Origin of the sequence: Thalassotalea atypica (genome assembly GCF_030295975.1) — a bacterium.
GTDB classification, from domain to species: domain Bacteria; phylum Pseudomonadota; class Gammaproteobacteria; order Enterobacterales; family Alteromonadaceae; genus Thalassotalea_F; species Thalassotalea_F atypica.
The window spans coordinates 1,715,535-1,739,459 of sequence record NZ_AP027364.1 but is presented as its reverse complement, the minus strand read 5'-3'; the positions used below and the strand labels follow the sequence as shown (position 1 = coordinate 1,739,459).

General features: G+C 39.2%; 25 protein-coding genes, 1 tRNA gene and 1 pseudogene. 6 read left to right on the top strand and 21 right to left on the bottom strand.

From position 1 onward, the window contains the following. Nucleotides 1–61: 61 nt before the first annotated feature. A complete protein-coding gene (locus QUE03_RS08030) occupies nt 62–268 on the top strand; it encodes a CPXCG motif-containing cysteine-rich protein (protein ID WP_286266896.1) in 207 nt (68 codons plus the stop codon). On the opposite strand, the gene QUE03_RS08025 is transcribed toward QUE03_RS08030, so the two are convergent. Continuing rightward, a complete protein-coding gene (locus QUE03_RS08025) occupies nt 265–912 on the bottom strand; it encodes a riboflavin synthase subunit alpha (RefSeq protein WP_286266894.1) in 648 nt (215 codons plus the stop codon). The two genes, QUE03_RS08030 and QUE03_RS08025, sit on opposite strands and share 4 nt — an antisense overlap. Nucleotides 913–981: 69 nt before the next feature. On the opposite strand from QUE03_RS08025, the gene QUE03_RS08020 reads away from it, so the two are divergent. Then, the gene (locus tag QUE03_RS08020; protein ID WP_286266892.1) at nt 982–2,349 is read left to right on the top strand and encodes an MATE family efflux transporter; all 1,368 of its coding nucleotides are present in this window, start codon (nt 982–984) and stop codon (nt 2,347–2,349) included. Between the two features lie 79 nt (nt 2,350–2,428). On the opposite strand, the gene QUE03_RS08015 is transcribed toward QUE03_RS08020, so the two are convergent. Next, a complete protein-coding gene (locus QUE03_RS08015) occupies nt 2,429–3,514 on the bottom strand; it encodes an OmpA family protein (protein ID WP_286266891.1) in 1,086 nt (361 codons plus the stop codon). Between the two features lie 327 nt (nt 3,515–3,841). On the opposite strand from QUE03_RS08015, the gene QUE03_RS08010 reads away from it, so the two are divergent. Both QUE03_RS08010 and QUE03_RS08005 read left to right on the top strand, forming a co-directional pair. Then, nucleotides 3,842–3,918: transfer RNA gene (locus QUE03_RS08010), tRNA-Val, on the top strand. Between the two features lie 266 nt (nt 3,919–4,184). Beyond that, complete coding sequence (locus tag QUE03_RS08005) at nt 4,185–4,484, top strand: hypothetical protein (protein WP_286266889.1); 300 nt, start codon at nt 4,185–4,187, stop codon at nt 4,482–4,484. Between the two features lie 321 nt (nt 4,485–4,805). Here the strand turns inward: QUE03_RS08005 and QUE03_RS08000 are convergent, their stop codons facing one another. The 6 genes from QUE03_RS08000 to QUE03_RS07975 form a co-directional block, all read right to left on the bottom strand. After that, nucleotides 4,806–6,092: an acetyl-CoA hydrolase/transferase family protein gene (locus QUE03_RS08000; RefSeq protein WP_286266887.1), complete on the bottom strand. Its 1,287-nt coding sequence runs from the start codon at nt 6,090–6,092 to the stop codon at nt 4,806–4,808. 186 nt (nt 6,093–6,278) lie between these two features. Next, nucleotides 6,279–6,890 (bottom strand): MlaC/ttg2D family ABC transporter substrate-binding protein, encoded by a 612-nt coding sequence (locus tag QUE03_RS07995; protein WP_286266885.1) that lies wholly within the window; start codon nt 6,888–6,890, stop codon nt 6,279–6,281. 204 nt (nt 6,891–7,094) lie between these two features. Beyond that, nucleotides 7,095–7,679 carry a TetR/AcrR family transcriptional regulator gene (locus tag QUE03_RS07990; RefSeq protein ID WP_286266883.1) on the bottom strand — a complete coding sequence of 195 codons (585 nt, stop codon included), beginning with the start codon at nt 7,677–7,679 and terminating at the stop codon, nt 7,095–7,097. 132 nt (nt 7,680–7,811) lie between these two features. Then, a complete protein-coding gene (locus QUE03_RS07985) occupies nt 7,812–8,756 on the bottom strand; it encodes a proline iminopeptidase-family hydrolase (RefSeq protein ID WP_286266881.1) in 945 nt (314 codons plus the stop codon). A gap of 276 nt (nt 8,757–9,032) precedes the next feature. After that, entirely contained in the window at nt 9,033–9,758 is a 726-nt protein-coding gene (locus QUE03_RS07980) for a pseudouridine synthase (RefSeq protein ID WP_286266879.1), read from the bottom strand. A 170-nt stretch (nt 9,759–9,928) separates the two neighbouring features. Continuing rightward, nucleotides 9,929–10,846 (bottom strand): permease, encoded by a 918-nt coding sequence (locus QUE03_RS07975; protein ID WP_286266877.1) that lies wholly within the window; start codon nt 10,844–10,846, stop codon nt 9,929–9,931. A 123-nt stretch (nt 10,847–10,969) separates the two neighbouring features. Between QUE03_RS07975 and QUE03_RS07970 the strand changes: the two genes are divergently transcribed. After that, on the top strand, nt 10,970–11,263 hold the full coding sequence (locus QUE03_RS07970; protein WP_286266875.1) for an ArsR/SmtB family transcription factor: 294 nt from the start codon (nt 10,970–10,972) through the stop codon (nt 11,261–11,263). A 126-nt stretch (nt 11,264–11,389) separates the two neighbouring features. Here the strand turns inward: QUE03_RS07970 and QUE03_RS07965 are convergent. The 9 genes and pseudogenes from QUE03_RS07965 to QUE03_RS07925 form a co-directional block, all read right to left on the bottom strand. Then, nucleotides 11,390–11,902 (bottom strand): annotated as a pseudogene (locus QUE03_RS07965) (peroxiredoxin); the annotation flags it as partial. Between the two features lie 367 nt (nt 11,903–12,269). Next, nucleotides 12,270–14,111 (bottom strand): nitric oxide reductase activation protein NorD, encoded by a 1,842-nt coding sequence (locus QUE03_RS07960; RefSeq protein WP_286266873.1) that lies wholly within the window; start codon nt 14,109–14,111, stop codon nt 12,270–12,272. Between the two features lie 100 nt (nt 14,112–14,211). Further along, nucleotides 14,212–14,478, bottom strand: a complete 267-nt coding sequence (locus tag QUE03_RS07955) for a hypothetical protein (RefSeq protein WP_286266868.1) — start codon at nt 14,476–14,478, stop codon at nt 14,212–14,214. An 82-nt stretch (nt 14,479–14,560) separates the two neighbouring features. Then, complete coding sequence (locus tag QUE03_RS07950; protein WP_286266866.1) at nt 14,561–15,949, bottom strand: cbb3-type cytochrome c oxidase subunit I; 1,389 nt, start codon at nt 15,947–15,949, stop codon at nt 14,561–14,563. Between the two features lie 4 nt (nt 15,950–15,953). Beyond that, entirely contained in the window at nt 15,954–16,394 is a 441-nt protein-coding gene (locus QUE03_RS07945) for a c-type cytochrome (RefSeq protein WP_286266864.1), read from the bottom strand. A 132-nt stretch (nt 16,395–16,526) separates the two neighbouring features. Continuing rightward, nucleotides 16,527–16,877 (bottom strand): hypothetical protein, encoded by a 351-nt coding sequence (locus tag QUE03_RS07940; protein WP_286266863.1) that lies wholly within the window; start codon nt 16,875–16,877, stop codon nt 16,527–16,529. Between the two features lie 40 nt (nt 16,878–16,917). Next, nucleotides 16,918–17,172 (bottom strand): cytochrome C oxidase subunit IV family protein, encoded by a 255-nt coding sequence (locus QUE03_RS07935; RefSeq protein ID WP_286266861.1) that lies wholly within the window; start codon nt 17,170–17,172, stop codon nt 16,918–16,920. Nucleotides 17,173–17,186: 14 nt separating this feature from the next. Then, complete coding sequence (locus tag QUE03_RS07930; protein ID WP_286266859.1) at nt 17,187–17,777, bottom strand: cytochrome c oxidase subunit 3 family protein; 591 nt, start codon at nt 17,775–17,777, stop codon at nt 17,187–17,189. A 4-nt stretch (nt 17,778–17,781) separates the two neighbouring features. Next, nucleotides 17,782–18,594 carry a CbbQ/NirQ/NorQ/GpvN family protein gene (locus QUE03_RS07925; protein ID WP_286266857.1) on the bottom strand — a complete coding sequence of 271 codons (813 nt, stop codon included), beginning with the start codon at nt 18,592–18,594 and terminating at the stop codon, nt 17,782–17,784. Nucleotides 18,595–18,794: 200 nt separating this feature from the next. Here QUE03_RS07925 and QUE03_RS07920 point away from each other — a divergent pair, with 200 nt between their 5' ends. Further along, nucleotides 18,795–19,277 carry a hypothetical protein gene (locus tag QUE03_RS07920; protein ID WP_286266855.1) on the top strand — a complete coding sequence of 161 codons (483 nt, stop codon included), beginning with the start codon at nt 18,795–18,797 and terminating at the stop codon, nt 19,275–19,277. A gap of 32 nt (nt 19,278–19,309) precedes the next feature. On the opposite strand, the gene QUE03_RS07915 is transcribed toward QUE03_RS07920, so the two are convergent. From QUE03_RS07915 to QUE03_RS07900, 4 genes are all read right to left on the bottom strand, one after another. Beyond that, nucleotides 19,310–19,627: a cupredoxin domain-containing protein gene (locus QUE03_RS07915; protein ID WP_286266853.1), complete on the bottom strand. Its 318-nt coding sequence runs from the start codon at nt 19,625–19,627 to the stop codon at nt 19,310–19,312. Nucleotides 19,628–19,658: 31 nt separating this feature from the next. Next, on the bottom strand, nt 19,659–20,018 hold the full coding sequence (locus QUE03_RS07910) for a hypothetical protein (protein ID WP_286266851.1): 360 nt from the start codon (nt 20,016–20,018) through the stop codon (nt 19,659–19,661). A 260-nt stretch (nt 20,019–20,278) separates the two neighbouring features. Beyond that, nucleotides 20,279–22,078 (bottom strand): NapC/NirT family cytochrome c, encoded by a 1,800-nt coding sequence (locus tag QUE03_RS07905; protein WP_286266849.1) that lies wholly within the window; start codon nt 22,076–22,078, stop codon nt 20,279–20,281. Nucleotides 22,079–22,157: 79 nt separating this feature from the next. Continuing rightward, nucleotides 22,158–23,786: a cytochrome D1 domain-containing protein gene (locus QUE03_RS07900; protein WP_286266847.1), complete on the bottom strand. Its 1,629-nt coding sequence runs from the start codon at nt 23,784–23,786 to the stop codon at nt 22,158–22,160. Between the last annotated feature and the right edge of the window lie 139 nt (nt 23,787–23,925).

Below are 23,925 nucleotides of genomic sequence, written 5' to 3'. Positions count from 1 at the left end.
CTCGAAATTTGAAAAAAAAACGCCATACTTAATCGTAAGCGCACTCAATCTAGGAGGCAAAATGCTCCAAGATATAAAGCAAGAACGCATAGAATGTCCTCATTGCGGGCACCATATTCATATTACTTTAGACACCACTAGCGGCGATCAAGATTATTATGAAGAGTGCCCTGCTTGTTGCTGCGATATCCATTTAAACATGCACATAGACGAGTACCAGCAAAAAATTAAATTAGCTGTTGATGCGGATGACGAACAGGTTTTCTAAGATACAGACATTCGATTTTGTAAGTTCATTCGTTCAATCGTTTTAACAATGGTCATGGTTTGTTGATCAAACTCGATATTAACATTATCGGTTAGCTGAAGGTCGCCTAAATTAGTACGTGATAACGTTTCAGGAATTAAATGCACTTTAAACTTGTTTTCTTCAACTATTCCTAGCGTCAAGCTCGTGCCATTAATGGCAATAAACCCCTTATCAAATAAATACTGACTAAAGTCACCGTTTTTTTCATTGTCTAGTTGAAATTCAAGGCAGGTATTTTCAGGTGTTTGAACGATAGAAGTAAGTGCGGCTTGAACATGGATATGGCCAGAAAGGTAATGCCCTCCTACTTCGTCCCCCACTTTTAAAGAGCGTTCAAAGTTAACTGCATCACGCGCTTTTATCTCGGCTAAATTTGTCACCCTTAAAGTTTCATCGATAACATCAAATTGTAGGTGATATCTATCATCATCAATTTGGTCGCTTTGTACGACAGTTAAACAAACCCCGTTGATAGCGATACTTGCTCCCAACTCAAGTGCTTGAGCCTGTTGCTTTTCAACTTCAATTACAAATTTAGCTAAGTTATTTTTTGTATTAACAGAGAAAACTGTTGCAACTGACTGTACAATACCCGTAAACATATAATATCCACGTTTCAATTCAATTATCGTATTGTAAACACAGTTAAAATATTAGGCCACGCCAATCTCATGCAGCAGTACAATTTCATCACACAGACTAAAAGCTTAATGAAGCTTGCCTATCCTATTTTGATCGCACAGTTGATTCAAAATTTAATGGGCTTCGCTGATACAGTGATGGCCGGACGGGTGAGCGCAACAGATATGGCCGCTGTTGCTGTAGCCAGTAGTGTTTGGCTACCTATCATTCTGACAATTTCCGGTATCATGATGGCACTCGCCGCCATAGTATCTCAATACTCAGGCGCTAAGGCTTTTAACAAAGTTGCCAATGCGACTTTTCAAACCGCTTGGATAGGGTTGATTCTGGCACTAATGGTCATTGCTTTAAATTCTATGGTTTCAGGGCAAATATATGACAAGGTACCGATGGAGTCCGAGTTAAAATCACTGATGTTTGATTATCTCGACTATATTGTATGGGGCGGCCCAGCCTTTTGTTTATATTTAGTATTGCGAAATTACTCTGAAGGACTATCTCACACCCGCCCTACCATGATCATCAGTATTCTTGGGCTATTGATCAATATCCCTGCAAACTACATTTTTATTTACGGTAAGTTTGGCATGCCGGCTTTAGGCGGTGCAGGTTGTGGGGTGGCTACCGCACTTGTTTATTGGGTAATGTTCATTGGCATGCTGGTTTATGTTTACTTTTCAAAGCACCTAAAACATGCAACCTTATTTGAAAAAATATATTGGCCGCATTGGCAAGACATAAAGGGCATATTAACGGTGGGACTACCTATTGCATTTTCTTTATTATTTGAAGTGAGTCTATTTGCAGCCGTAGCCATTATTTTAGCACCACTAGGAGCTGAAATTGTCGCGAGTCATCAAATTGCGATCAACTTTTCAGGCTTAGTGTTTATGGTGCCATTAAGTTTAGCGATGGCAGTGACAATCAAAGTCGGCTTTGCTGTCGGTAAAAATAACCACGATGAAGCCAAAGCGATATGTAAGCACTCGGTTACATTAGGGCTACTCATTGCCGTGATTACCGCAGCTTTAACCTTAACGTTTAAAGCACAGATTGCCAGCATTTACACCACTGATTCTGTTGTTGTTGAATTGGCAGCTAGCTTAATGTTTTTAGCCGCTCTATTTCAGTTCTCCGATGCCATTCAAGTGATATCTGCGGGAGCTTTGCGAGGTTACAAAGACACCACATCGATTCTTATTATCACTTTTGTATCATATTGGGGTGTTGGACTATCCATTGGCTTAGTCTTAGGGATAACTGACTGGGTAATTGAGCCAATTGGCGCTTCGGGTTTTTGGATCGGATTTATCTCTGGCTTGTCTACTGCAGCAGTATTTCTAGCATGGCGTTTAAAAATCGTTCAACGTAGATTTGACTTGCAGGCTGCTAACTAAAGTCATATCAAATGATATTGAATAATTAATTAAAAAAGCCGACTTGAAGTCAGCTTTTTTAATTAGAACATAAGGAGGGCTATTTTTTCACTGCAACCTTATTCACCACAGAGACTTTCGCTTTAATTCTTCTGTTATCAGCATGGGCTTGAGCGTTATTTTCAAGGTTTAATAACTGCTCTTCACCATAGCCTACAGCCGTCAGTCTTGATGCGTTAATACCATATTGATTTACAAGCATATCTACCACAGCCGTTGCTCGCTTCATTGACAGTTCTTTATTGTACTTCGCATTACCTTGAGCAGAAGTATGTCCTTCAATAGTAAGGTTTACATGCTTATATGTCTCAAGGAAGTTTACAGCACGTTCAACCTCTGAAAGATAATCAGTTTTGATTTCAGTTTTGTTGTTATCAAAATTAATCTTTAATTCCATGGTTGAAGTTTCTTCGGTAAACATCGTACAACCGTTTTCATCAACCTTATCTGACATCGGTGTTTGAGCGCATTGATCTTCACTATCTATAACACCGTCGCCATCAGAATCCTTAACCACTGGAGACACTTCCTGCTTAACCGGCGTAACTTTTGCTGGCGCACTTTTAGCAACAGGCTTAGCACTGTTGGTACCAAAATAGTAAATCAAGCCTAACGATGCACTAAAGTCTCTCTCACCTTCATCAAATTGATAATGCCCTTTAGCTTCAACGTAGGCTGCAAACCTCTCATTGAAATGATGGCGGAAACCCGCACCAATATTCATCGTTAACTCTTCTTCATCTAAATCGATTTCTTTAAATCCACCTAGAACATATAAATTTTGATGTTGTAAAAAGTGTAAAACATCAATTCCAAAAAGAGAGCCATCTTTGTCGCCAAAGTTACTGTTCCCTGCGTCTATCGACATATCTGTATACTGTATTCTTAACTCGTTAAATTCAGACAATCGATAGCCCAACTCTAAACCAAGGCCGTCTCCATCATTTAAATATGAGTTTTCAATGCCATCGATAGCTAAACGATCTTCATCTACGGAAAAATAGCTATAATGTACTCCCCCGTATGTTTGCCCAATTAACGCTTTTCCATTAACCGACTCAAACGCAGTAGCATTCGTTGTAAACAGCAAGGCCATCGACAAGCTCAAGAATGACTTCTTATTCATTTGTTTATCCCTTTTCAATTTTTAAAATCTAGGCTTTCTTTCGCTCTAATCTTCGTTAGATTGATTGACACCTATAGTTTAGCTAAATAAGTAACAAAAACGTTAAAAATTATTGGGTTCATTTCAAATAACTTGAATTAAATGCTTTCTTTGATGTTAAATTAACCAATCAGTCAAAATTATCATATTAAATGCTTAAAACCACTTGCAACCAATTCAGGACGTCGTTAACATAGCGCTCCGTTAAACACTCCTGTCCACAAGGCATTGTGTATTAACATTGGTGACAGACCGTTTTCGTTTATGAAATAAAACTACAAAATCTCTACGTCCGTAGCTCAGTTGGTTAGAGCGCATCCTTGACATGGATGAGGTCGGTGATTCGAATTCACTCGGACGTACCAAATTAAAAAAAGCTGCCTTAGGGCAGCTTTTTTGCTTTTGTATATCGAAAAATTTTCCAAACGTTATTCATCATATTATTCAAGTCATTAGACTGAGCACAGAGTTACTTTCGCTCTATCTTTATCTTCTCGCGCGGTAGAGAACGTTAAGTAAAAATCAAATAACCAAATTAAAAACACAAAAAATCACTATGATAACAATGAGATAGAAATACATTATCAAATCATGATAGTATTTTCGCGATCAGTTTAATGGAGGATGTATTATGATCAATAAAAAATGGCAAAAGCGTATCGAAGAATTCAATTTTTGCGTAACCTTGGCGGGAGGAGCTATTTCAGCAGCCTTTGCGTTGTACTACTTACTAGCTCATCCTGACGATATTGCTTGGCAGTTTTATTCTAGTTGTATTCTGATTTTCATTTCTCTTTATCAAATAAGGAGTGGTTACTCTTTTAGAAACGTAGTTAGCTGGACTTCAGCATTAGGTTCCATTTTTTTAACTTACTTAAGTGTTCCTTACTTATGGTATGGAATAAAAGAAGGGTTAAATTCGCTCTTTTAGTATTTTTGCCACAAACAAATAGCACTTAAATTTTTGTAAAAATTAAGAATAATGATTAATGCAGTATTGTGTGAACCGATTCTAGCTCAAATTTTCAAGGTAACGCCCTCTATATGATTAATATAAAGGGCTAAATTCGTTAACCAACTATTGCTAATAAAATTTTAGGCTAGTTCATTCATACAATTAACATGAACACAACCAACGCGTGAAAGTCTATAAATTTCATTATTTTAGTGTGGACAGCAATTTAAAGGCCAGCCCCTCAATAAATTACCTATTAATTGAGAACCTTAAACAATTGGTTATCAAATACTTACGTTATAGTCTTATATTCCAAATCTCATAGCACTGCTTACACAATTGCTCTTTAAAGTCTGGATGTGCGATGCTGATTAACGCCTCTGCCCGCTCTTTAAGGCTTTTACCCCGCAAATTCGCTACGCCGAATTCCGTGGCAATATAATGGGCATGTGCGCGTGTGGTAACCACTCCTGCACCGGCATCCAATGTGGCGACAATACGCGAAAGTTGACCATTTCTCGCGGTAGACGGTAAAGCAATAACGGCTTTACCGCCTTTAGATAAACTTGCGCCACGGATAAAATCCATTTGCCCACCAACACCTGAATAGATTGAAGTACCAATGGAATCAGCACAAATTTGCCCTGACAAATCAATTTGGAGCGCACTATTGATGGCAGCAACGTTGTCATTCCTTCTGATGATAGATGTGTCGTTGACGTATTCTATGTCCAAAAAAGCGACCTGTGGATTATCATCGACGAAATCGTAGAGCCTTTGAGTGCCTAGCGCAAAGCCTGTTACGATTTTCCCAGGGTGTACTTTTTTCAAGCGGTTATTGATCACACCCGCTTCGACTAAATCTAATATACCGTCAGAAAACAACTCGGTATGAATGCCTAAGTCTTTTCTATCGTGAAGACATGACAAAACCGCATCAGGTATTGCGCCAATGCCCATTTGTAAACAGTCACCATCATTAATCAATGCCGCGACATTTTCACCGATTGCTTTAACCACATCATCTTGTTTTGCCATTGGGTGGCTAGGTAGCTCATCTTCTTGCCAATAAACACTGTGAAACCTATCATAAGATATAAATGCGTCACCATGAGTTCGGGGCATTTTGGGATTAACATGTGCAATAATTTTTTTTGCAACTTGGCAAGCTGAGTTAGTTGCTTCCACCGATACTCCCATCGTACACATGCCATGTTTATCAGGAGGGGACACTTGAACTATTGCAGTATCGATAACTTGCTCGCCGTTACGAAAAATTTTCGGGACTTCAGACAAAAACACCGGCACATAATCAGCATCACCTTTAGCTAATAGTGGTCGCGTGCTTGCACTACTAAAATAACAACGATGGCGTAAATGCCCTTTAAGCGAAGGATCAGCTAGGGCATCGCCACGTTCAGTATGTAATTGTAATAAGGTAAGATTTCGCCTAGTTTTTGCATGTTCAGCTAGCGCTGAAAATAAGAGCCTAGGCGTTGCCGCCATCGAATGAGTCCAAATAAACTCGTTGTCTTCAATTGCTGAAACAGCTTCCAACGCTGTTTGACATACTTTGACCGTCATGACTTTTCCTTGCTATTTGCATTGAAAACCATTTTATTGCAGATAGTCTTGTCAGGTCATGACCTATATCAAGGCTCGATTAAGCTAGAGCAGGCGATGTGGGTTGAAGGGAGTGAGAAGCATATTCGCCTATTTATCAGTTTCAAAAATTATGTACTCACCATATATAATAGTGAGTCCATTATCTTACTTTGCGATAGAGGCTAGCTCTAGTGAAACTTGATCCACACCATGTTTAGCAATCCTTTTTGATAACTCAGCTTGCTTAGCATCTAACAGTGAAATCCCCTCAACCACCATATCAAACGCCTTCCATTGTAGAGTTTTCTTGTTTTTGCGCATTTTGAAAACCATCTCAATTGGTGGTCGGCTAGAATCGATAATTTGTGTGCTGATCGCAACAATACGTTTTTTTCCTGTCGGTTTTTCTGGTTCAAAAACAACCTGTTGATCACTATATTGTGTTAACGCTTTAGCATATGTGCGAATCAAATAATAACGCATTGATTCAACAAATTTTTTTCGTTGTTCCTTGGTAATCTTTTTCAAATTCTTACCGAGAACACGATAGGCCGCATATTTATAATCGATTGCCGGCATTAATTCGTCTTCAACAATATTGCGCATCACTTCAGGAAATTTTTCTATCTCTTTTTGGCTATTAGAAATACGACCAAACAAGTTAGTCCCTGTAGTTTCTAGCACTTTATAGGGAGAAATTTCCTCAGCAGCAACTGAACTCACGAAGAGTGAAACAGCTATTATTGCTGCTGAGGCGAGGGAAACAATTGTACGCATTAGTTTATTCCTTCAATGTATTCGTTTTTAGCATGTGGATTCGTGTCGCATTAACAATAAACCGACCGGCCGGTATTTCATGTAACACATGTTAACACCGACCGACTGGTTTGTAATCAACATTGAAATAGTTTAACGTTTTAACTTAGTGTAAAACGTAATAAAGAGTATACGGATGTATGAAAATGTATCACCTGCATAACATTATGCTTTCAGGCTGCGCAAATAAATACAAAGCTGATTGACGACTTGCTCAAATAGCTCTTTATTTCTTGAGCTCTTACTTAAACTGGTCGCACCGTGAAATGTCGCTACGATAAAGTATGCTACTTGTTTGTAACTGATACCTGATTGTAAATGTGCTTGATAATCTTCCAGTGCGGAAGCAATCAAACTATTCAATTTTGTTTGCATCGATAAAATTCGCAGACGAAAGCCTTCATCAACATTAGCCATTTCTTCACACAAATTGTTCAATGGACAGCCACATACCATTTCATCACACTCCATCTCATTGCAAATATCGATAAAATGTTGGCAAAGGCCTTCAATGGGATCTTCAGTGCTCACAGCTGGCTCCCATGACTCTAGAATCATGGGAGCAAATATTTCTTCAAAAACGGCATAGCCTAATTCTAGCTTACTACTAAAGTGATGATATAGCGCACCTTTAGATATGCAGCAACGATTCAGAATAACTGACAGACTTGTCGCAGTAAAACCATGCTTATGAATTTCATCGGCACTGATCTCTAATATATTTTGTCTAGTATTCTCGGCATCGCCCATGATTATCTGTCTTACTGCTATATTTTATAATACGTAAAAATAGTAACCAACCGAGCGGTTTGTTGCAAGAAGTACTTCATGCTTGGCTCGGCAAACTTTATTGATAACCAAATGCCAGAGATGACGAAGTAATTAGTTTACAACTAAGGTATTCAAGAACTTACGCACTTCTTCAACGTACATTGTTTCATTTTCCCGCATGGTTGAATGCCCTGCATCAGGAATAATGACAACTTTAGCTGTTTGCATCGCGTTAGCATACTTACGACAACTTTGCGGTGCTGCCTCATCAAACTCTCCACAAATCATCAAGGTAGGAGTCTTTATTTTTGCGAGTTCACTTTCAATGCTGTAGCTCTTAAGTGTCCCCGAAGCAAAGAAGTCACTTGTACCCCACATGTATTTATACAGCTCAGGGTTCCAGCCTTTATCACCAATTCGATAATTTCCGTGAGGACATGGTTTCTTTCGGCACATATGGCTGTCATAAAACACTTCAGACGCCGCGAGATATTCAGGGTGATCCGTTGTTTCATTCTCTTCATGTTTGAGTAGAGTGGCTTCGACTTTTTGTGGGAGCTGCTTGCGCCATTCGTTATTATCTTCAACCCATTGGGCCGTGCTAATGAGTGGACTAGATAAAATAATGCCTTGCAACCCTTCAACTTGTCGTAGTGCGTATTCTGCGGCAAGTGTGCCGCCCCAACTGTGGCCTGCAACAATAATTTGATCCAACTTTAGGTGGGCTTTAATAGCTGAAATTTCACTAACAAAACGCTCAACTGTCCAGTTGGATGTTGATGTAGGCCTATCTGAATTACCAGAGCCTAATTGATCATAAAGAATGACAGGAAATGCATCAGCAAGTTGTACATAGGGCATGTTTCCGCGATGAGTACCGCCCGGTCCACCATGTAGCACAATAAGTGCGGGCTTATTGCCTAAAAATCCCCGACCATTTAGGCGATACCAAATATTGCCCCCCTTAACTGCTACGTAACCCGAGAGTTCAGGATCTTGGTGACTATAAGCATTGAAGGAAAAAGTAATAAACAAAAAGAAGAATACTGAGCGCATACTAAACCTTTCAGAAAGTATTGAAAATATAGATTAACACGTCAGGAAAAATTACGCCTCATATTAAGCAGTTAGAGAGTGTACAGTATTTATAAGACTATTGAATTATTTATATAAATCTGGGTTTTGCTTTATTTTTCATATCTCAAAAGTGCACGGTTCAGCAAAGCAGAACTAAAGACCATTTCTTGACTAACTGAACTTACTAATTGCATCAATAAAAGCACTAGCTTTGGAATACTTCTCAATCCATTTGATTATAGATTTGCATGGGCATTAACTACTGTTCCCCAAAATACTCTGTTTTTTGGCTGGTGGATAAAACGATTGAATCTCTACTGCTGAAAGATAGCGCCACTGCCCAGGTGCGACATCTAAGACAACGCTCCCTATTTGCTCTCGATGAAGTGCGGTTACTTTGTTACCAACCGCGGCAAACATGCGCTTTACTTGATGGAACTTCCCTTCCGTAATTGTCAATAAAACCCGTTGAGGGCTGATCACAGAAAGGCTAGCAGGTAAAGTGAGTTCTTGTTCACCTTGAAGCTGCAACCCTTGCTTAAATTTTTCTGCCGTATCGTCAGCAATAGGACGCGATAAATCAACACGATACACTTTCGGGCATTTACAGCTTGGCGTTATAATATTGTATGACCAACGTCCATCATCGGTAATTAATACCAACCCTGTGGTATCAGCATCTAAGCGACCAGCAATGTGCAGCTCTGACACTTTATCAATAGAAACATCATTAAATAATGAGGGATAAAGTTCATCGACGTTCGAACAAATAGTGTTTACTTTTTTGTTCATCAATAAATAACGAAACGGTCGTGCAATTAATCGCTTTCCATCAAGTAAAATTTCATTATTCTCATGCACTTGAGCTGACTCAGATAAAAAGGCCTCGCCGTTGACCAACACCTTGCCAGCATTGATGAGCGCTATGGCTTCTGATTTTATTAAAGCGGTGCTCTTACACACAAATTTATCTAGGCGCATACATTGAAAAATGGGTGAGATTAATTCTGCCTGATATTTTAACTGACTTTCATGTCGTTTTATTCAGAAATTTGTATGAGTCAAAAAATTTTATATTCCATTGAATGAAATAATTAAAAAGCTCTTACTCAATAGAGCAAAAGCTATATAAGTTCACGTTAAAATTTTGACTAAAATAGGTAGGAATATAAATAGCCCGCACCTATGGCCATCGACAAGATAACCGCTAAAAATGCAATAATCATTGGGTTTTTAAAGAGAGACTTTAACAATATCACTTCTGTTAAACTTGCACCTGCGCTACCAATAATTAGCGCCATAACCGCGCCCAAGCCCATTCCTTTTGTTACCAATGCAGCGCTCAAAGGAATAACCGCTTCCGCTCTTATGTATAACGGTATACCAATAACTGCCGCCACGGGCACAGCAAATGGATTATTTTCACTGGCGACTTGCGCAACAAGCTCCGTCGGCATAAAGCCATAAATCATGGATCCCAAAGCAATACCGCCAAATAAATAAGGGAGTACTTTTTTAAAATCAGACCAAGTACTTCGCCAAATTCTAACCCATTTGCTGACAGGCTTTTCTTTTCCTTTGCAACCAGGCGAACAGCTAGTAGTTTCAGGTTCAATATAGGCTTGAGCCTTAATATATTTTTCAAAACCCAGTTTTTCCAATAAGTAACCCGCGATCACAGATACGCCCATGGCAATGCTAAAATAAAACATCGTAACCTGCAGACCAAAAGTCACTGCAAATAGGCCAATAATTACGGGGTTTAATAAGGGGCTTGCGAACAAAAACACCATCATCGTGCCAAAGCCAGCTTTAGCTCTGAGCAGCCCTTTTAGAAAAGGAATTGTTGAACACGAACAAAACGGCGTTATAGCCCCCAAAAAAGCCGCAATGATATACCCTTTGCCATTTTTGCTACTGAGTATATTTTGGATTTTTGTTGGCGGAATGTATTCCTGTAGAACACCTACAAAATAGCTGATCAACAAATAAAGCAGCGTGAGTTCAACGGATAAAAAGCCAAACATGTTTAATGCTTCAAAAAACATTTCTTGAGTAAAAGTCATCATTACCTCAAAACAATTTAATTCGATATTTCTAGATTTTTCGAATTATATAGAAATACCTTTCACTGTCAATTTATTTCTAGTAATATCGAAATATTATTATTCCTAGAGAGTTGGAGTTACTTTATGGATATAGAGATAATTGCAAAAGCTTTAAAAGAATTAGGCCACCCTACCCGACTCGCCATATTTAAACGTCTTGTTAAAGCCGGTGAGCAAGGTATTTCAGTAGGTAGTGTGCAAGAAGAATTAGTTATTCCAGGGTCAACATTATCACATCATATTTCAGGTTTGGCTTCCGCTGGACTGATTAAGCAACGTCGTGAAGGTCGTACGTTATTCTGTGTGGTGGAATACGATAAGTTGTTGGCAGTGATTTCTTTTTTGCAAGATGAATGCTGCATTGATGAGTTGAATTAACACTATGTATTAATAATACTTGCGGCATTGGCTATTTTGATGGAAGTCGATAAGGAATTAAAGACGAACAACTGACTTTAAGCAAGCCATTCGTCTATTTAAGTTACTGAGAATTTATCGTGCTTTTAAGTAGTTAAGCATAGTATCAGCGTCTGATACCTCAAACGGATCCGTTGGGCAATTATCGGCATAATCGTCTTCAATGAACATTTTTTTGATATTGCCTTTTTCGACGTACATTGAATAGCGCCAGCTGCGCATACCAAAACCTAAATTTGATTTATCAACTAGCATACCCATTTTTCGGGTAAACTCGCCATTTCCATCAGGTAGTAAAAAGACGTTATCTGCATTTTGGCCTTTCCCCCATTGATACATCACAAACGCATCATTAACTGATAAACATACTACCGCATCTACGCCTTGAGCTTGAAATTCAGAATAAAGCTCCTCAAAACGAGGCAAATGAGAAGTTGAACAGGTTGGCGTAAAAGCGCCAGGAAGTGAAAACAGCACAACATTTTTATTGGCAAACACATCATCACTGGAGAGGTCTTTCCACTCGAACGGATTATCTCCGCCTAACGCTTCATTTCTCACTCGCGTTTTAAAGATGACTTCAGGTACAGTATTTCTCATGATGAACTCCTTGGTTTATGGCGAATAATTTGAATGCCATACCGTATTCAAATTATTCTATGACTGGCTTTCATTTAGCTTGGAACAGTTTTGCAAATCTGCAAGTTTTATAGCAATGATTTTTCAATATTTAGTATTTTAATAGGTACCTTTCTTACTATAGCGGCTAATTATCGTGGCAAATAGAACATCATCACAATACAAAAAATAAAGACTAACCAGTACCATTTTTTAAAAAAACCTCTCCGCGTGTTAGCACTTTCAGGCGATTTTGTTGGCACCGGCATGCCACAATTAGTACAAGATTGCTCAGAGACATTATTTTCAGTCTGGCAATAAAGACATTTTACTTTTTCGTCTGGCATAATTAATGGCTCGTCAATTGATGATATAACTGCGGTAATCTAACTGGCAGCTGAGAAGGACGTAATATTACCGTGTAGCCGTCACTACCAAACAAATATGGTAGGTACTCTTCTGCTTCTTGATCAATAGTAATACAAAATGGTTTGATTCCTAATTTGATGGCTTCAGTGATCGCCTGATGAGTATCTTCTATACCGAAACGACCTTCATAATGATCAATATCATTTGGCTTACCGTCAGTTAAAATCAGCAACAACTTTTGGCTGTTTTGTTGCTCAGACAGCACTTTAGTTGCTTGTCGTATCGCAGCGCCCATGCGGGTATAAAACCCTGGGCGTATTGCTTGTATTCGCCCTCTAACATGGTCGGTGTACGCCTCATTAAAATTCTTCAGCATGGTAAAACGTACATTACTTCGCTTCACCGATGAAAAACCGTACATGGCAAAATTATCGCCGACACTGTTTAGCGCTTCACCAAAAAGCATCATACTGTCTTGAACAACATCAATTACGCGATTATTGTCGTCTAAATATGAATCTGTTGACATTGAAAGATCCGCCAGCAACAGGCTGGAAATATCACGGTTATTACCACGATAACTCCTAAACAATCCCCTTTCTTGTGTTGCTGATATCTTACTTTCGACATGAAAATCTAACCAAGCAGATAAATCAATTTCTTCGCCTTGTGGCTGGGCCTTTAGCCAATACCTGACACTTCGCAATTGTTCAAACTGTGCTTGGATAACTTTTGCAGTTTTCTGCAATTTATGAGGCAACTTTTTAGGGCCACTGTCTTTAGGTAGCATAGGTTGCAGCAGGCAACGATCTTCTTCTAACGACTGGATTTTGTAATTCCACTCAGGAAGTTTAATCCCCTCTCCCATTGGAATATCGTCTTCTGACGCTGAAGGCAAATCCAAATCGATTTTTACACGAGCACTTTTCTGTTCTTGTTGTTGCGACAAGGTAATGGTGTCTAAATCCTCAATGACGCGTTGGTTCTCTTCATCGTCTTCATCGGTATCATCAGTACCACGATCGAGTTTTACAAACTCACTCCAAGAAAACATACTTTCAAGACGAAAAATCATCATCCCGTCTTTACCGTCGCCCGCATCAACACGCTCAGCCTTTTTACGGCTACTTTGGCTTTTTTTTGCGTTGGACTTATTTTCTTCGCCTTCTGTCTCCTCAAAGTCACCATATTCTGACAACAATTGCGGATCAACATGCGCTGACGGGTATAACCACAAGTACACCGCTTGGGGTGCATAGTTAACCACAGGAAACTCTGTAACAGAGCCAGGTGTGATTATCGCTTGGCAAATCGCTTTTTCCATTGATTGCTCATCAGCAGGACGCTTTGAATGATCAGCTCGATGTTCAACAAATGCTTTGGCCAGCTTTTGATAGCGAGGTCTTAGTGATGGGAATTTTTCTAGTACCTCAACAACCAGCTGTTGATTGTCAATGGCCCAGTGTTTAAAAGAGCCTTGGTGATGAGCAGCTAATACAGCCAGCCATATATATAAGTCTCTATTTAGCTCTGTTGATGGAAAAACAGCGAGGCTTTCAGGCAGGCGCAAACTTTCTTCATCTTGCCAAGCTAAACTTATTGGAGTGTTATCGGCGGCAATTTTTTGCAAAAAGGTTTTTCGAACTAGGTAGTCTCTCGCACTGGCTGGCTCGACACGTTTAAGTGCGTCTCCTCCTAAAGCACGATAAACAACTCCGACAGACTTACTGATTTCAGAAAATTCTACCTTTGCTTCTTTATGATCTGTACTGGCTTTACGTGTTATGTACTTGTGCCAGATTTCACCAACCCATTCTTCCATTTTACATACTAATTCGTTGCTTCAATTGCGTATATTTAGCGTAGCAAAAAGTCACATAAGATGTTGTGATTTGTATCAAATAACAGGGATTCTCGTTTAGCTATTTTGAGCCGTCGTCATCACCCACTTTTAAGTTAGGTAGGTTTGTGTTTGCTATGGCATTTAACACCATGCCGACCGTAAAACAGAAAAACGCCAGCGCTCCCATACTTGCTCTCATCACTTTATCATCAGCATCTATCGTCAATAGAGATAATGCACTGATAATTGCAACAATGATTGAAATAATTGCTATTACCTTTGATATTTTTTGCAATACTCTTTTATGCCCTTCTTTACGCGGCATATATTTTTCTTCTGTATCCAACTTAATACTCTCATTTAAAAAGTTAAAGAAAAGCCGCGGTATAAGCCACGGCTTTAGTTTGCATTAGATATGTTTTATCCGACTACGCTTCTGCTTTTTCTTTGATAAAGAAACTAGCAAAGTAAGTAAGTAAGCCTAATAAGAAGAACACACCTGCCACTTCACGCATCCAGTAGAAAATTGATAATTTATCTTGTGTTGCCATAAAGCTTAATGCTTCACCTGACTCTGGTAAACGTTGTAACCATACCTGTAGTACACCAGCACCTGTTAAGAACAAGGTGATAAATACCATGGCAACGGTCATTAACCAGAACCCCCACATTTCCCATACTTGCGCACGGTTGCAATTAGCTTCACCAATACCACGAATTTTAGGCATTGCGTAAGAGATAATTGTCATCACGATCATTGCATAAGCACCGTAGAATGCCATGTGACCGTGAGCCGCAGTTATCTGAGAGCCATGTGTGTAAAAGTTTACAGGAGCCAACGTGTGTAAGAAGCCCCAAACACCAGCACCTAAGAATGCCATAACAGCTGTGCCTAATGCCCACAAAGTAGCGGCTTTATTAGGGTGTTCACGACGACGACGGTTAACCATGTTAAACGCGTACAATACCATAGCAAAGAAAGGTAACGGCTCTAGTGCAGAGAAGATAGAACCAACCCACTGCCAATATTCAGGTGTCATTAACCAGTAGAAATGGTGACCTGTACCTAAGATACCCGTGATCAACGCCATAGCAATAATGACATACAACCATTTTTCAATTACTTCACGGTCAACACCAGTAATTTTGATTAATACATAAGCCAAGATAGCGCCCATGATTAATTCCCAAACACCTTCTACCCATAAGTGAACAACGAACCACCAAAAGTACTTATCTAGTGCCAAGTTTGTTGGGTTATAGAAAGCGAATAAGAAGAATACCGCAAGGCCTACAAGACCGGTCAATAACACAAGGTTAATAACTGTTTTTCGACCTTTAAGAATAGTCATACCTAAATTGAATAGGAAGCCTAAACAAACAACCACAATACCAATTTTAGTGATGGTGGGTTGCTCTAAGAATTCACGGCCCATCGTTGGTAATATGTCATTACCGGTAATGTGCGCTAACGTAGAGTATGGAACCAGTAAGTAACCTAAAATGGTTAATGTACCTGCTGCTGCGAATATCCAAAACAACGCAATAGCCAACTTAGGGCTATGTAGCTCTGTTTCGGCTTCTTCAGGAACTAGGTAATAAGCAGCACCCATAAAGCCAAACAATAACCATACAATTAGTAAGTTAGTGTGGACCATACGTGCCACGTTAAATGGAATTGCGCCAGCCAAGAAATCGCCAACTACGTATTGTAATCCCATAATTAAGCCAAATAATATTTGACCTGCAAATAATAGCATTGCAAAAATGAAGTAAGGTTTTGCGACCGCTTGTGATTGATATTTTAATGTACTCATTGCACTACCCTTCAATATTTGGTGGCCAACCGTTAGCATCCATTTCTGAAGTCCACTTCAAAAACTCTGCTAAATCATCAATTTCTTGATCGGTAAGATGGAAGTTAGGCATTTGACGACGGCCAGGAATATTCAACGGTTGAGCTTTCATCCAACCATTAAAAAACATTTTAAAGCCAGCTTCCCCGCCTCGACGTTGATACACATTAGCTAATTCAGGCGCAAAATAAGCACCTTCACCAATTAATGAATGACAACCGATACAGTTATTTTCTTCCCAGAGTTCTTTCCCGCGCTCTACAGCTTCGGTTATGTTCTCTCGGTGATCCCGTTGTGGCATCTCTTTGGTAGTGTGAAAGGTCAAAGCTAAAAATATTAGAAAGAAGAATATACTTCCCCCATAATAAATATTTCGAGCCATCCCCTTAGTAAAGCTCTCAGACATGGTTTTTTTCCCTTATTAAGAAATAAAGCTTAGCTATGATATACCTGAGTGTTTTACTAGGATTTGATGGAAATCAAGTTTCTATTGATAGAGATAACAATACGTTAAATATTTTATCAATTTTACTCTATATCAAAAAATCGGTAGCTTTCTCGCCATAGCCCTTGCAATGTTTAACATGCCTAACATTACAAAACCGGCATGTATGGACACAAAATAAACAACCATAACAAGTATAGAAGCTTCAAATTGTTTTGCTGAAAAAACAACCAATAACGGAATGATTATAATGAAGAAACCGGCCAGAAAAGTTAATTGCACTGAACGATATAAGTGAATTCTTTGCCAACCAAGTTGCTGATACTCTTTTTTGAAAAACCATAGCAAGATGATAAACGCAATGCCGGGGATAAGTAGCAAATTCATTAAATACAGTGATTGATAAATTACAGCAGAGCGCTGGTGTTGCTCAGACTTACTCATTCATAATCTCCTTATAAAATAATATTGCTCACTCATCTCACTATAAAATATAAATTAACGAAATAACACCCGGCAAAATAAAAACATAGCACAAAAATGCAACTCGCCAGATACGAGGCGCATGCTCCAATTCCATAAATTTATCAACTATTTGCTGGCCTTTGAGGAACACAATAAATAAGACGGAAAGTACAAATATTGCGGGTTCCTCAAGGAAACGGCCAAGGCCAACCGATACCAATGTTAATATGATTAACCAAGACCAACTCAGTGAGATTTTTGTTGTTGTTAACATTACAGGTCACCCCACTAAATAACGTAAATTAGAGGAAATAAAATAATCCACACTAAATCAACCATATGCCAATAACTAGCACCAGCTTCATAACCTGAAATAGACAAGCTATAACCACCTTTCGACACTTTAACTGCGATAAACATCAATATTACAATGCCAAGCACGACGTGAAGAAAATGAAAAGCCGTTATCAAGAAATATAGAGTGAAAAAGGTGTTAGTTTCTAGGTCAATACCCAGAGAAAATAGCTGGCTATATTCCCAAAGTTTCACCACCATGTAGACACCGGCGGCCAACATACCAAGTACGAGTAAGACAACTGTTTTTCTACTATTCCCGTTTGAAACCGCAACTAAAGACAACGCTACAAAATAACTGCTTGTGATCAATGCAATAGTATTTATTAAACCTGACACGGTATGGAGCTGAGCTTTACCCGCTACAAACATCTCACTATTGAATTGTTCTGTGACAGCGAAAGCAATAAAAAATATGGCGAAAACGGTAAGTTCAGCTAAGATAAAAAACCACATGGCCAAATCACCAGGTAGTTTTTTATCGTTACTCATTACAGCGTTGTTAGACGCTAACGAGTACGTCATTGACTCACTCATCAAAGTATATTTTAGCAACATCCATTAATGCATTTACTGTTTCTGGGTCGTCCGATAACGGCTCAGCCAAACAACAGCGACATACATCCATTGGGTTCATGCCACTAGAAATCATCTTTGCTGCGTAAATAAGCAACCGCGTAGAAGCCACTTCGTCTAAATCATTTTGCTCTAAACGCCTTAGTGCTTGTGCTAATTCCACCAACTTAAAGGCTAAATGAGGATCTGCACCGGCTTCTTTAATTAATATTTCTTGTTCTAGTTCTGCTGATGGATAATCAAAACGTAAAGCAACGAAACGTTGACGAGTACTGGGTTTCATTCCTTTTAATAGATTTTGATAGCCGGGATTGTAAGAAACCACCAACATAAAACCTGGCGCCGCCTCAATTAGCTCACCTGTACGTTCTAACGGTAATACGCGTCTATCATCGGCTAGTGGATGCAATACAACAGTAGTATCTTTACGCGCTTCAACAACTTCATCTAGATAGCATATACCACCTTCACGAACCGCTTTAGTTAACGGGCCGTCTTGCCAATATGTACCGTCTGGACCGATCAAATGCCGACCAACTAGGTCGGCCGCGGTCAAATCGTCATGACATGCGACGGTGTAAAGCGGCTTATTTAACTTTTGCGCCATGTGCGCAACAAAGCGAGTTTTACCACAGCCTGTAGGGCCTTTTATGAGTACGGGTAATTCATGTCCAAAAGCATATTCGAAAAGTGAAACTTCGTTCGACTGCTCTTGATAAAACAACGATGAGTCCGAGTCATGCGCATTAATATTTTTATCAATCATAGTATTCTTTTTCGTCAAATTTAGGTTAAGCAGCAGCTAAAATACTCTCTTAAATTACCTGTCGCAAGCCGCATTAAAGCTTGTTTGATTCCGATCAACCTTTACCCAGATAAACGCAGTTTAGCGATGAAAAATTATCTATTTTCAAATAAATAGATACCATATTAGTATGTACCAAGTTCAATAGTTTTGAGTAATTTATGGATAAACATGACGTATTTATTTTGGCTCGTACACTCCATATATTTGCCATTGTGATATGGATAGGGGGTGTTGCGTTTGTCACTACAATTCTCATTCCTGCACTCAAAACACAGATTGATCAATCAAAGCGCATGGATTTATTTGAACTATTAGAAGGAAAATTTGCAGTTCAAGCCAAAGTCGTATCATTATTGGCAGGGGCTAGTGGTTTTTTCATGCTAGATTACATGGACGGTTGGTATCGTTTTTATCTATTTCAGTACTGGTGGCTTCATGCAATGGTATTGATATGGTTAGTTTTCACTATCGTGTTATTTGTACTTGAACCCCTGTTTTTGCATCGCTGGTTTAAAAAGCAAGCAGAGCTTAAAAGCCGCGCCACGTTTAACAAAATCCATGTCATGCATAAAGTTCTATTAACGTTGAGTATTTTCACTGTTTTAGGTGCTGCTGCAGGCTCTCACGGATTATTGTTTTAGACAGTAAATCCGCATTATTTTCGCTAATCAGGCTACTTGCCTTTTACTGTGACCATGCCTTTCATTTTAGGGTGTGGCCCGCATTCATAAGGAAACTCCCCTGCACTGTCAAATGTTCTCTGATAAGTTTCGTCAGGGAAAAAATAATCCGGTTCTTCTTTATCAAATTGTTTAAACCACACATTGTGGTATTGACGCTTCTCCACATTTTTCCATACCACGGTATCACCTACTTCAATAGTGACGTGGGCAGGAATGTATTTTTTCTTTAAAATCTCTACTACAACTTCTTTGGCAAATAATGTTCCAGAAAAGCTTAAAGTTAAAACTAATATCATCAAGACACGCATGAACAATTATTCCTTTTTACGTTCGTTAAAATTAAGCATTAAACATTCTTTGTGAACGCAAACGCTTCTTATTGAGAGTGATTATTATTGCTCCCGTAATTGCGACTAGGGCAAATAAGACAAGCAGTAACCCTTCAAGATGACCAAGCTTGAATGAGCCGCCAATCGTGGCTGCTAAAAGCCCCAATAAAACAGCACAAACAGACACAATTGAAAGTAGCCCAGCTAAAATCACGCCTACAATATTAAGTTTAGTAATGAATGCTGAAATGAAAACAATTATACCAATTATCACAATCACCCAAAACCACATACCTGCGCCCATAATAGTGTTTGATACGAGCGCAGTAGCGAGACAAAGCAATGAAAATACAATTGATGTTATTTTCATACCTATTGCTCTTCCTTTAAATAATATATTTTTCAGTGTTTGCCTAGGCTAATTCATTGACGAATAACACTCAACATGATTATGACTTCATCATGTCAAATTGTCTTCTTCTAGTCTAAATGTCCAATGAAGCATTGCATTGTAAAGGCGCTATTAATTGCCCCAGGCAATTCTTATGTATTAACAGCAGGCCAATAAAAAAGGCCTCTTGTTTTCACAAAAAGCCTTTTTCTACATTTCCTTATATGTTGTAGAAAGTACTACAGCTTAACTGCGTTGATTTCTACATCGGCATTGTCTAATGCTAATTTATAGCCAAATGATACATGGTGATAACGACCACTAGTGTAATCATCATGTATTGCGAAGCCAAAGTTGTAAACCTTACCTGCTTCAATGCTTACATCACCTGATTTATCAGATTTCAGTTTGCGTTTAATAACAACAGACCAAATACCATCGCTTAATGTCGCCGCAAATTCAGCACCTTGTCCGCCATGCATTTTGCGCTCAGCTAAGATAATACCGTCTTCAACCTCACCAGTACCAGCCTTATAACGAACAAGATCCATGAACTGATTTGCGTCTTCAGCAGTTTTGATTTCGTCTTCACTTTTCAGCTTATCCCAGCCACCAAGTGCTTTACCACGTCGGCCTTTTAGCTCTAGTTCAGTACGAGACTCTTTAACATATTTGGTTAATCCTGCATTAAAGTCTAAACGTTTAGCCAAGTCAGAGCCTAATAGTGTCTCTTTAGTCGGCTCAAAAGGCATACCATTCGCGTCAGCGTGACAGGTTCCCCAGCAGCCTGCTCTGTCAGCATATTCAACTTCATCTGTAGCGATCATGAACGCAAGTTTCATGGAGTTTTCAGGATCCATTTTACCGCCATCAACAAATGGTGCTGGTGCATGCTCACCTTCAGACCAGCTAAATTTCAAGTAAAGATTTTCGCTATCATGAGTCGCGTTTATAGCGACATCAAAACTACCACGTTTACCAGGTATTAATGCTGGATCTTCAATTTTCTCACTTTCACCTGAGGCGATTAAATTACCAATATCTGCAATTTCTTCGCTATGACATTCTGTACAGCGATCACCTTTTGAGAATGCACGTTTACCACCGTGATTTCGTCCTAAGATCCACTCGATTGAAGCAGTACCAGGGTAGAAAACACTAATATCAACGGCACTTGCATTAGTCCAATCAATGTCAATATTCGACGCAGATTTTGCACCTTTATCACTTATTTTAGGAGCTGCTTCTAATGGAGCACCTACTGACATTTTGCTTGTTGCCTCTGCGACAGCTTTTTCTATCTGCGCTTTAACTTTCGCTTTCTCAGCCGCTTTTTGCTCTTTCAATTTCGCTTTTTCAGCCGCTTCTTTTGCTTCTACCCTAGCTAAACCATCTTTGTACAATTGAGGTACTTCACGAATATAATCAGGATTAGGCGCTTCAATTTCTTCTAGCTCTTCTTCCGTCAACTGATCTCTCACCCCATGATGCGCAATACCTTTGTGACAATCAATACAGGTTTGTCCTGTTTCAAATGCATTTAAGTGTTGTTTACGAGCACGTGGCTTTTGAAATTCTGGGTTCATGGATTCGAAATTATGACAGTTACGACATTCTCTTGAATCGGTAGTTTTCATCGCTTTCCATACGCTCTTTGCCATGGTAAAACGATGTTCATTGAATTTTTCTTTTGTATCTAGTTTACCTGTTAACCAGCCATACACCTCATAGGATGCTTGGATCTTACGGACAACTTTATGTACCCACGGACGCGGTACGTGACAATCAGGGCAACCAGCCCTTACACCCGTGCGGTTAGAATAGTGAATTGTAGGTGTATACTCTTGATATACATTATCTTTCATCTCGTGACAGTTAATACAAAATTCGGTTGTATTGGTCGCCTCCATTGCTGTGTTGAAACCACCCCAAAAGATGATACCTACAATGAAAAATACGACAGCACCCGCTACGGTAGTGCCAAGAATTAATCGGCGTGACCAAAAGCTTGGGGTTTCAGACTTACTATTATTTACCATAATGAACTCGTACGATGTTTGCGAATACGCGCGAGCATAGCTGTTGCTATGCTCGCATAATCAATAAATCATTTATCGACTAAGTTTTGTGATTCATACGGTTATAAACGTTGAACTTACCAGTTGGCGTAGTTAAGCCTTTGATACGGTGCTTCTCTTTAAGAGTTTTGGCATCATATACAACGATTTCACCTGTTGGGTTCTTGTTATCTGTACGGTTCCAAACTGAAACCCAAACCTCTGTACCGTCGTCATTGAATTCCATATGAAGAGCGGCTTTACCTTCTTCTTCAGTTACACGGATAGTTTTAACGATTTCGTGAGTATCTTTATCAATAACTTGTACTGATTGTTGTACTTCTGGCTCTGGGTGTTTCAGCTGATCAGCCCAAACATATTGTGAAGTTTCGTGAGTACGGATGAATGCACCTGCACCATCTGTTTCAACTTCATAACATAGTTTCCAAGCATGGTCAGGGTGGTTGATTGGATCATTACCCCATACTGAAATAAGACCAGTACCTAAGTGAGTTGTGCCGCCAACAGGACCACATTTCTTATCAATCCAGTTAGCACCAGGACCTGGGTGAGGTAAGCTATCTACGTCAATCATAGCTTCTAATTGACCGTCTTTAGTATCAACTACTACCATTTTGTTCGATGCGTTAGCAGCGATTTGGAAGAAGCGACCTGAAGGGTCGAAGAAACCATCATGTAAAAATTCAGCTGATTCAATTGCAGTAATTGTTAAGTTGTCTAAATCAGAGTAGTCAACTTGTAACATTTTACCTGTTTCTTTAACTGCAACGATGAAAGCAGACTCATTTGGTGCCGTGTAAATTGCAGCTACACGTGCTTCATTAATGAACTCACCTTTTGTATTATAACCGCGAGTTGAAACAACTTTTAATGGATTTAACGTTTCAGCATCCATGATAACGAAATGCGCAGGCCAGTACCCACCAGCAATTACGTATTTTCCGTCTCCTGAAACAGCGATATCACGTGCGTCATATGCCATTTTAGTTTCAGCAACTAACATTTTATCAGGTGTTTGCCATAAATCGATCTTGTTAACTTTACCGTCACGACCAATGGTGTACCAGAAACGACCAACATCTTTGGCGTGGTCTTTCTTATGATGCTCAGTACCTTTGATTACGTGTACCGCGTAACCTGTATCGATATGTGTGATAATTTTCTTAGTGTCGCCATCAACGATTGCAGCTTTACCGGCATCACGCTCAATTACAACGAAGAAGTTTTTCCAGTTTAAACCGTGTAATGGTTTAGTTGGATAATCTTTAAGAGCAACAAATTCTTTAGTGTGAGAGCGCATTTGCTCTAGCGACATTTCTGGTGGAACTGGAGGAGTCATTTGGATGAACGTTGCTAAGTTAGCAATTTCTTCTTTGCTGAATAAATCATCAAAGTTGTTCATACCACCTTCAGTACCTAGAGAAATAATTTTCTCTAAACGCTTTTGGCCTTTTTTAAGCATTGCTTTTGGCTCAAGGTTTTTACCTGTTGCACCTTTACGTAAAACACCATGACAACCAGCACAGCGTTGGAAGTAATGTAATTGTGCTTTTTCAAAGTCAGCTTCAGACAATGTTGGTTCTGCGGCAGATACTGACATGCTTATTCCACTTGCCGCCATACCTATTGCTATACCTAAAACTGAAAGGCCTTGTTTCATTGTTTTCATCGGTTCATCTCCAGATGTAATTTTCGGTTTTTTACAAATCTAAAAATCATACTACGATCATAGATTTTAATTTTATATTTCAATGCTTTAACAAAAAAATAGTGTTAACCGCCGTTCAAATTTCATACTTAAATATATA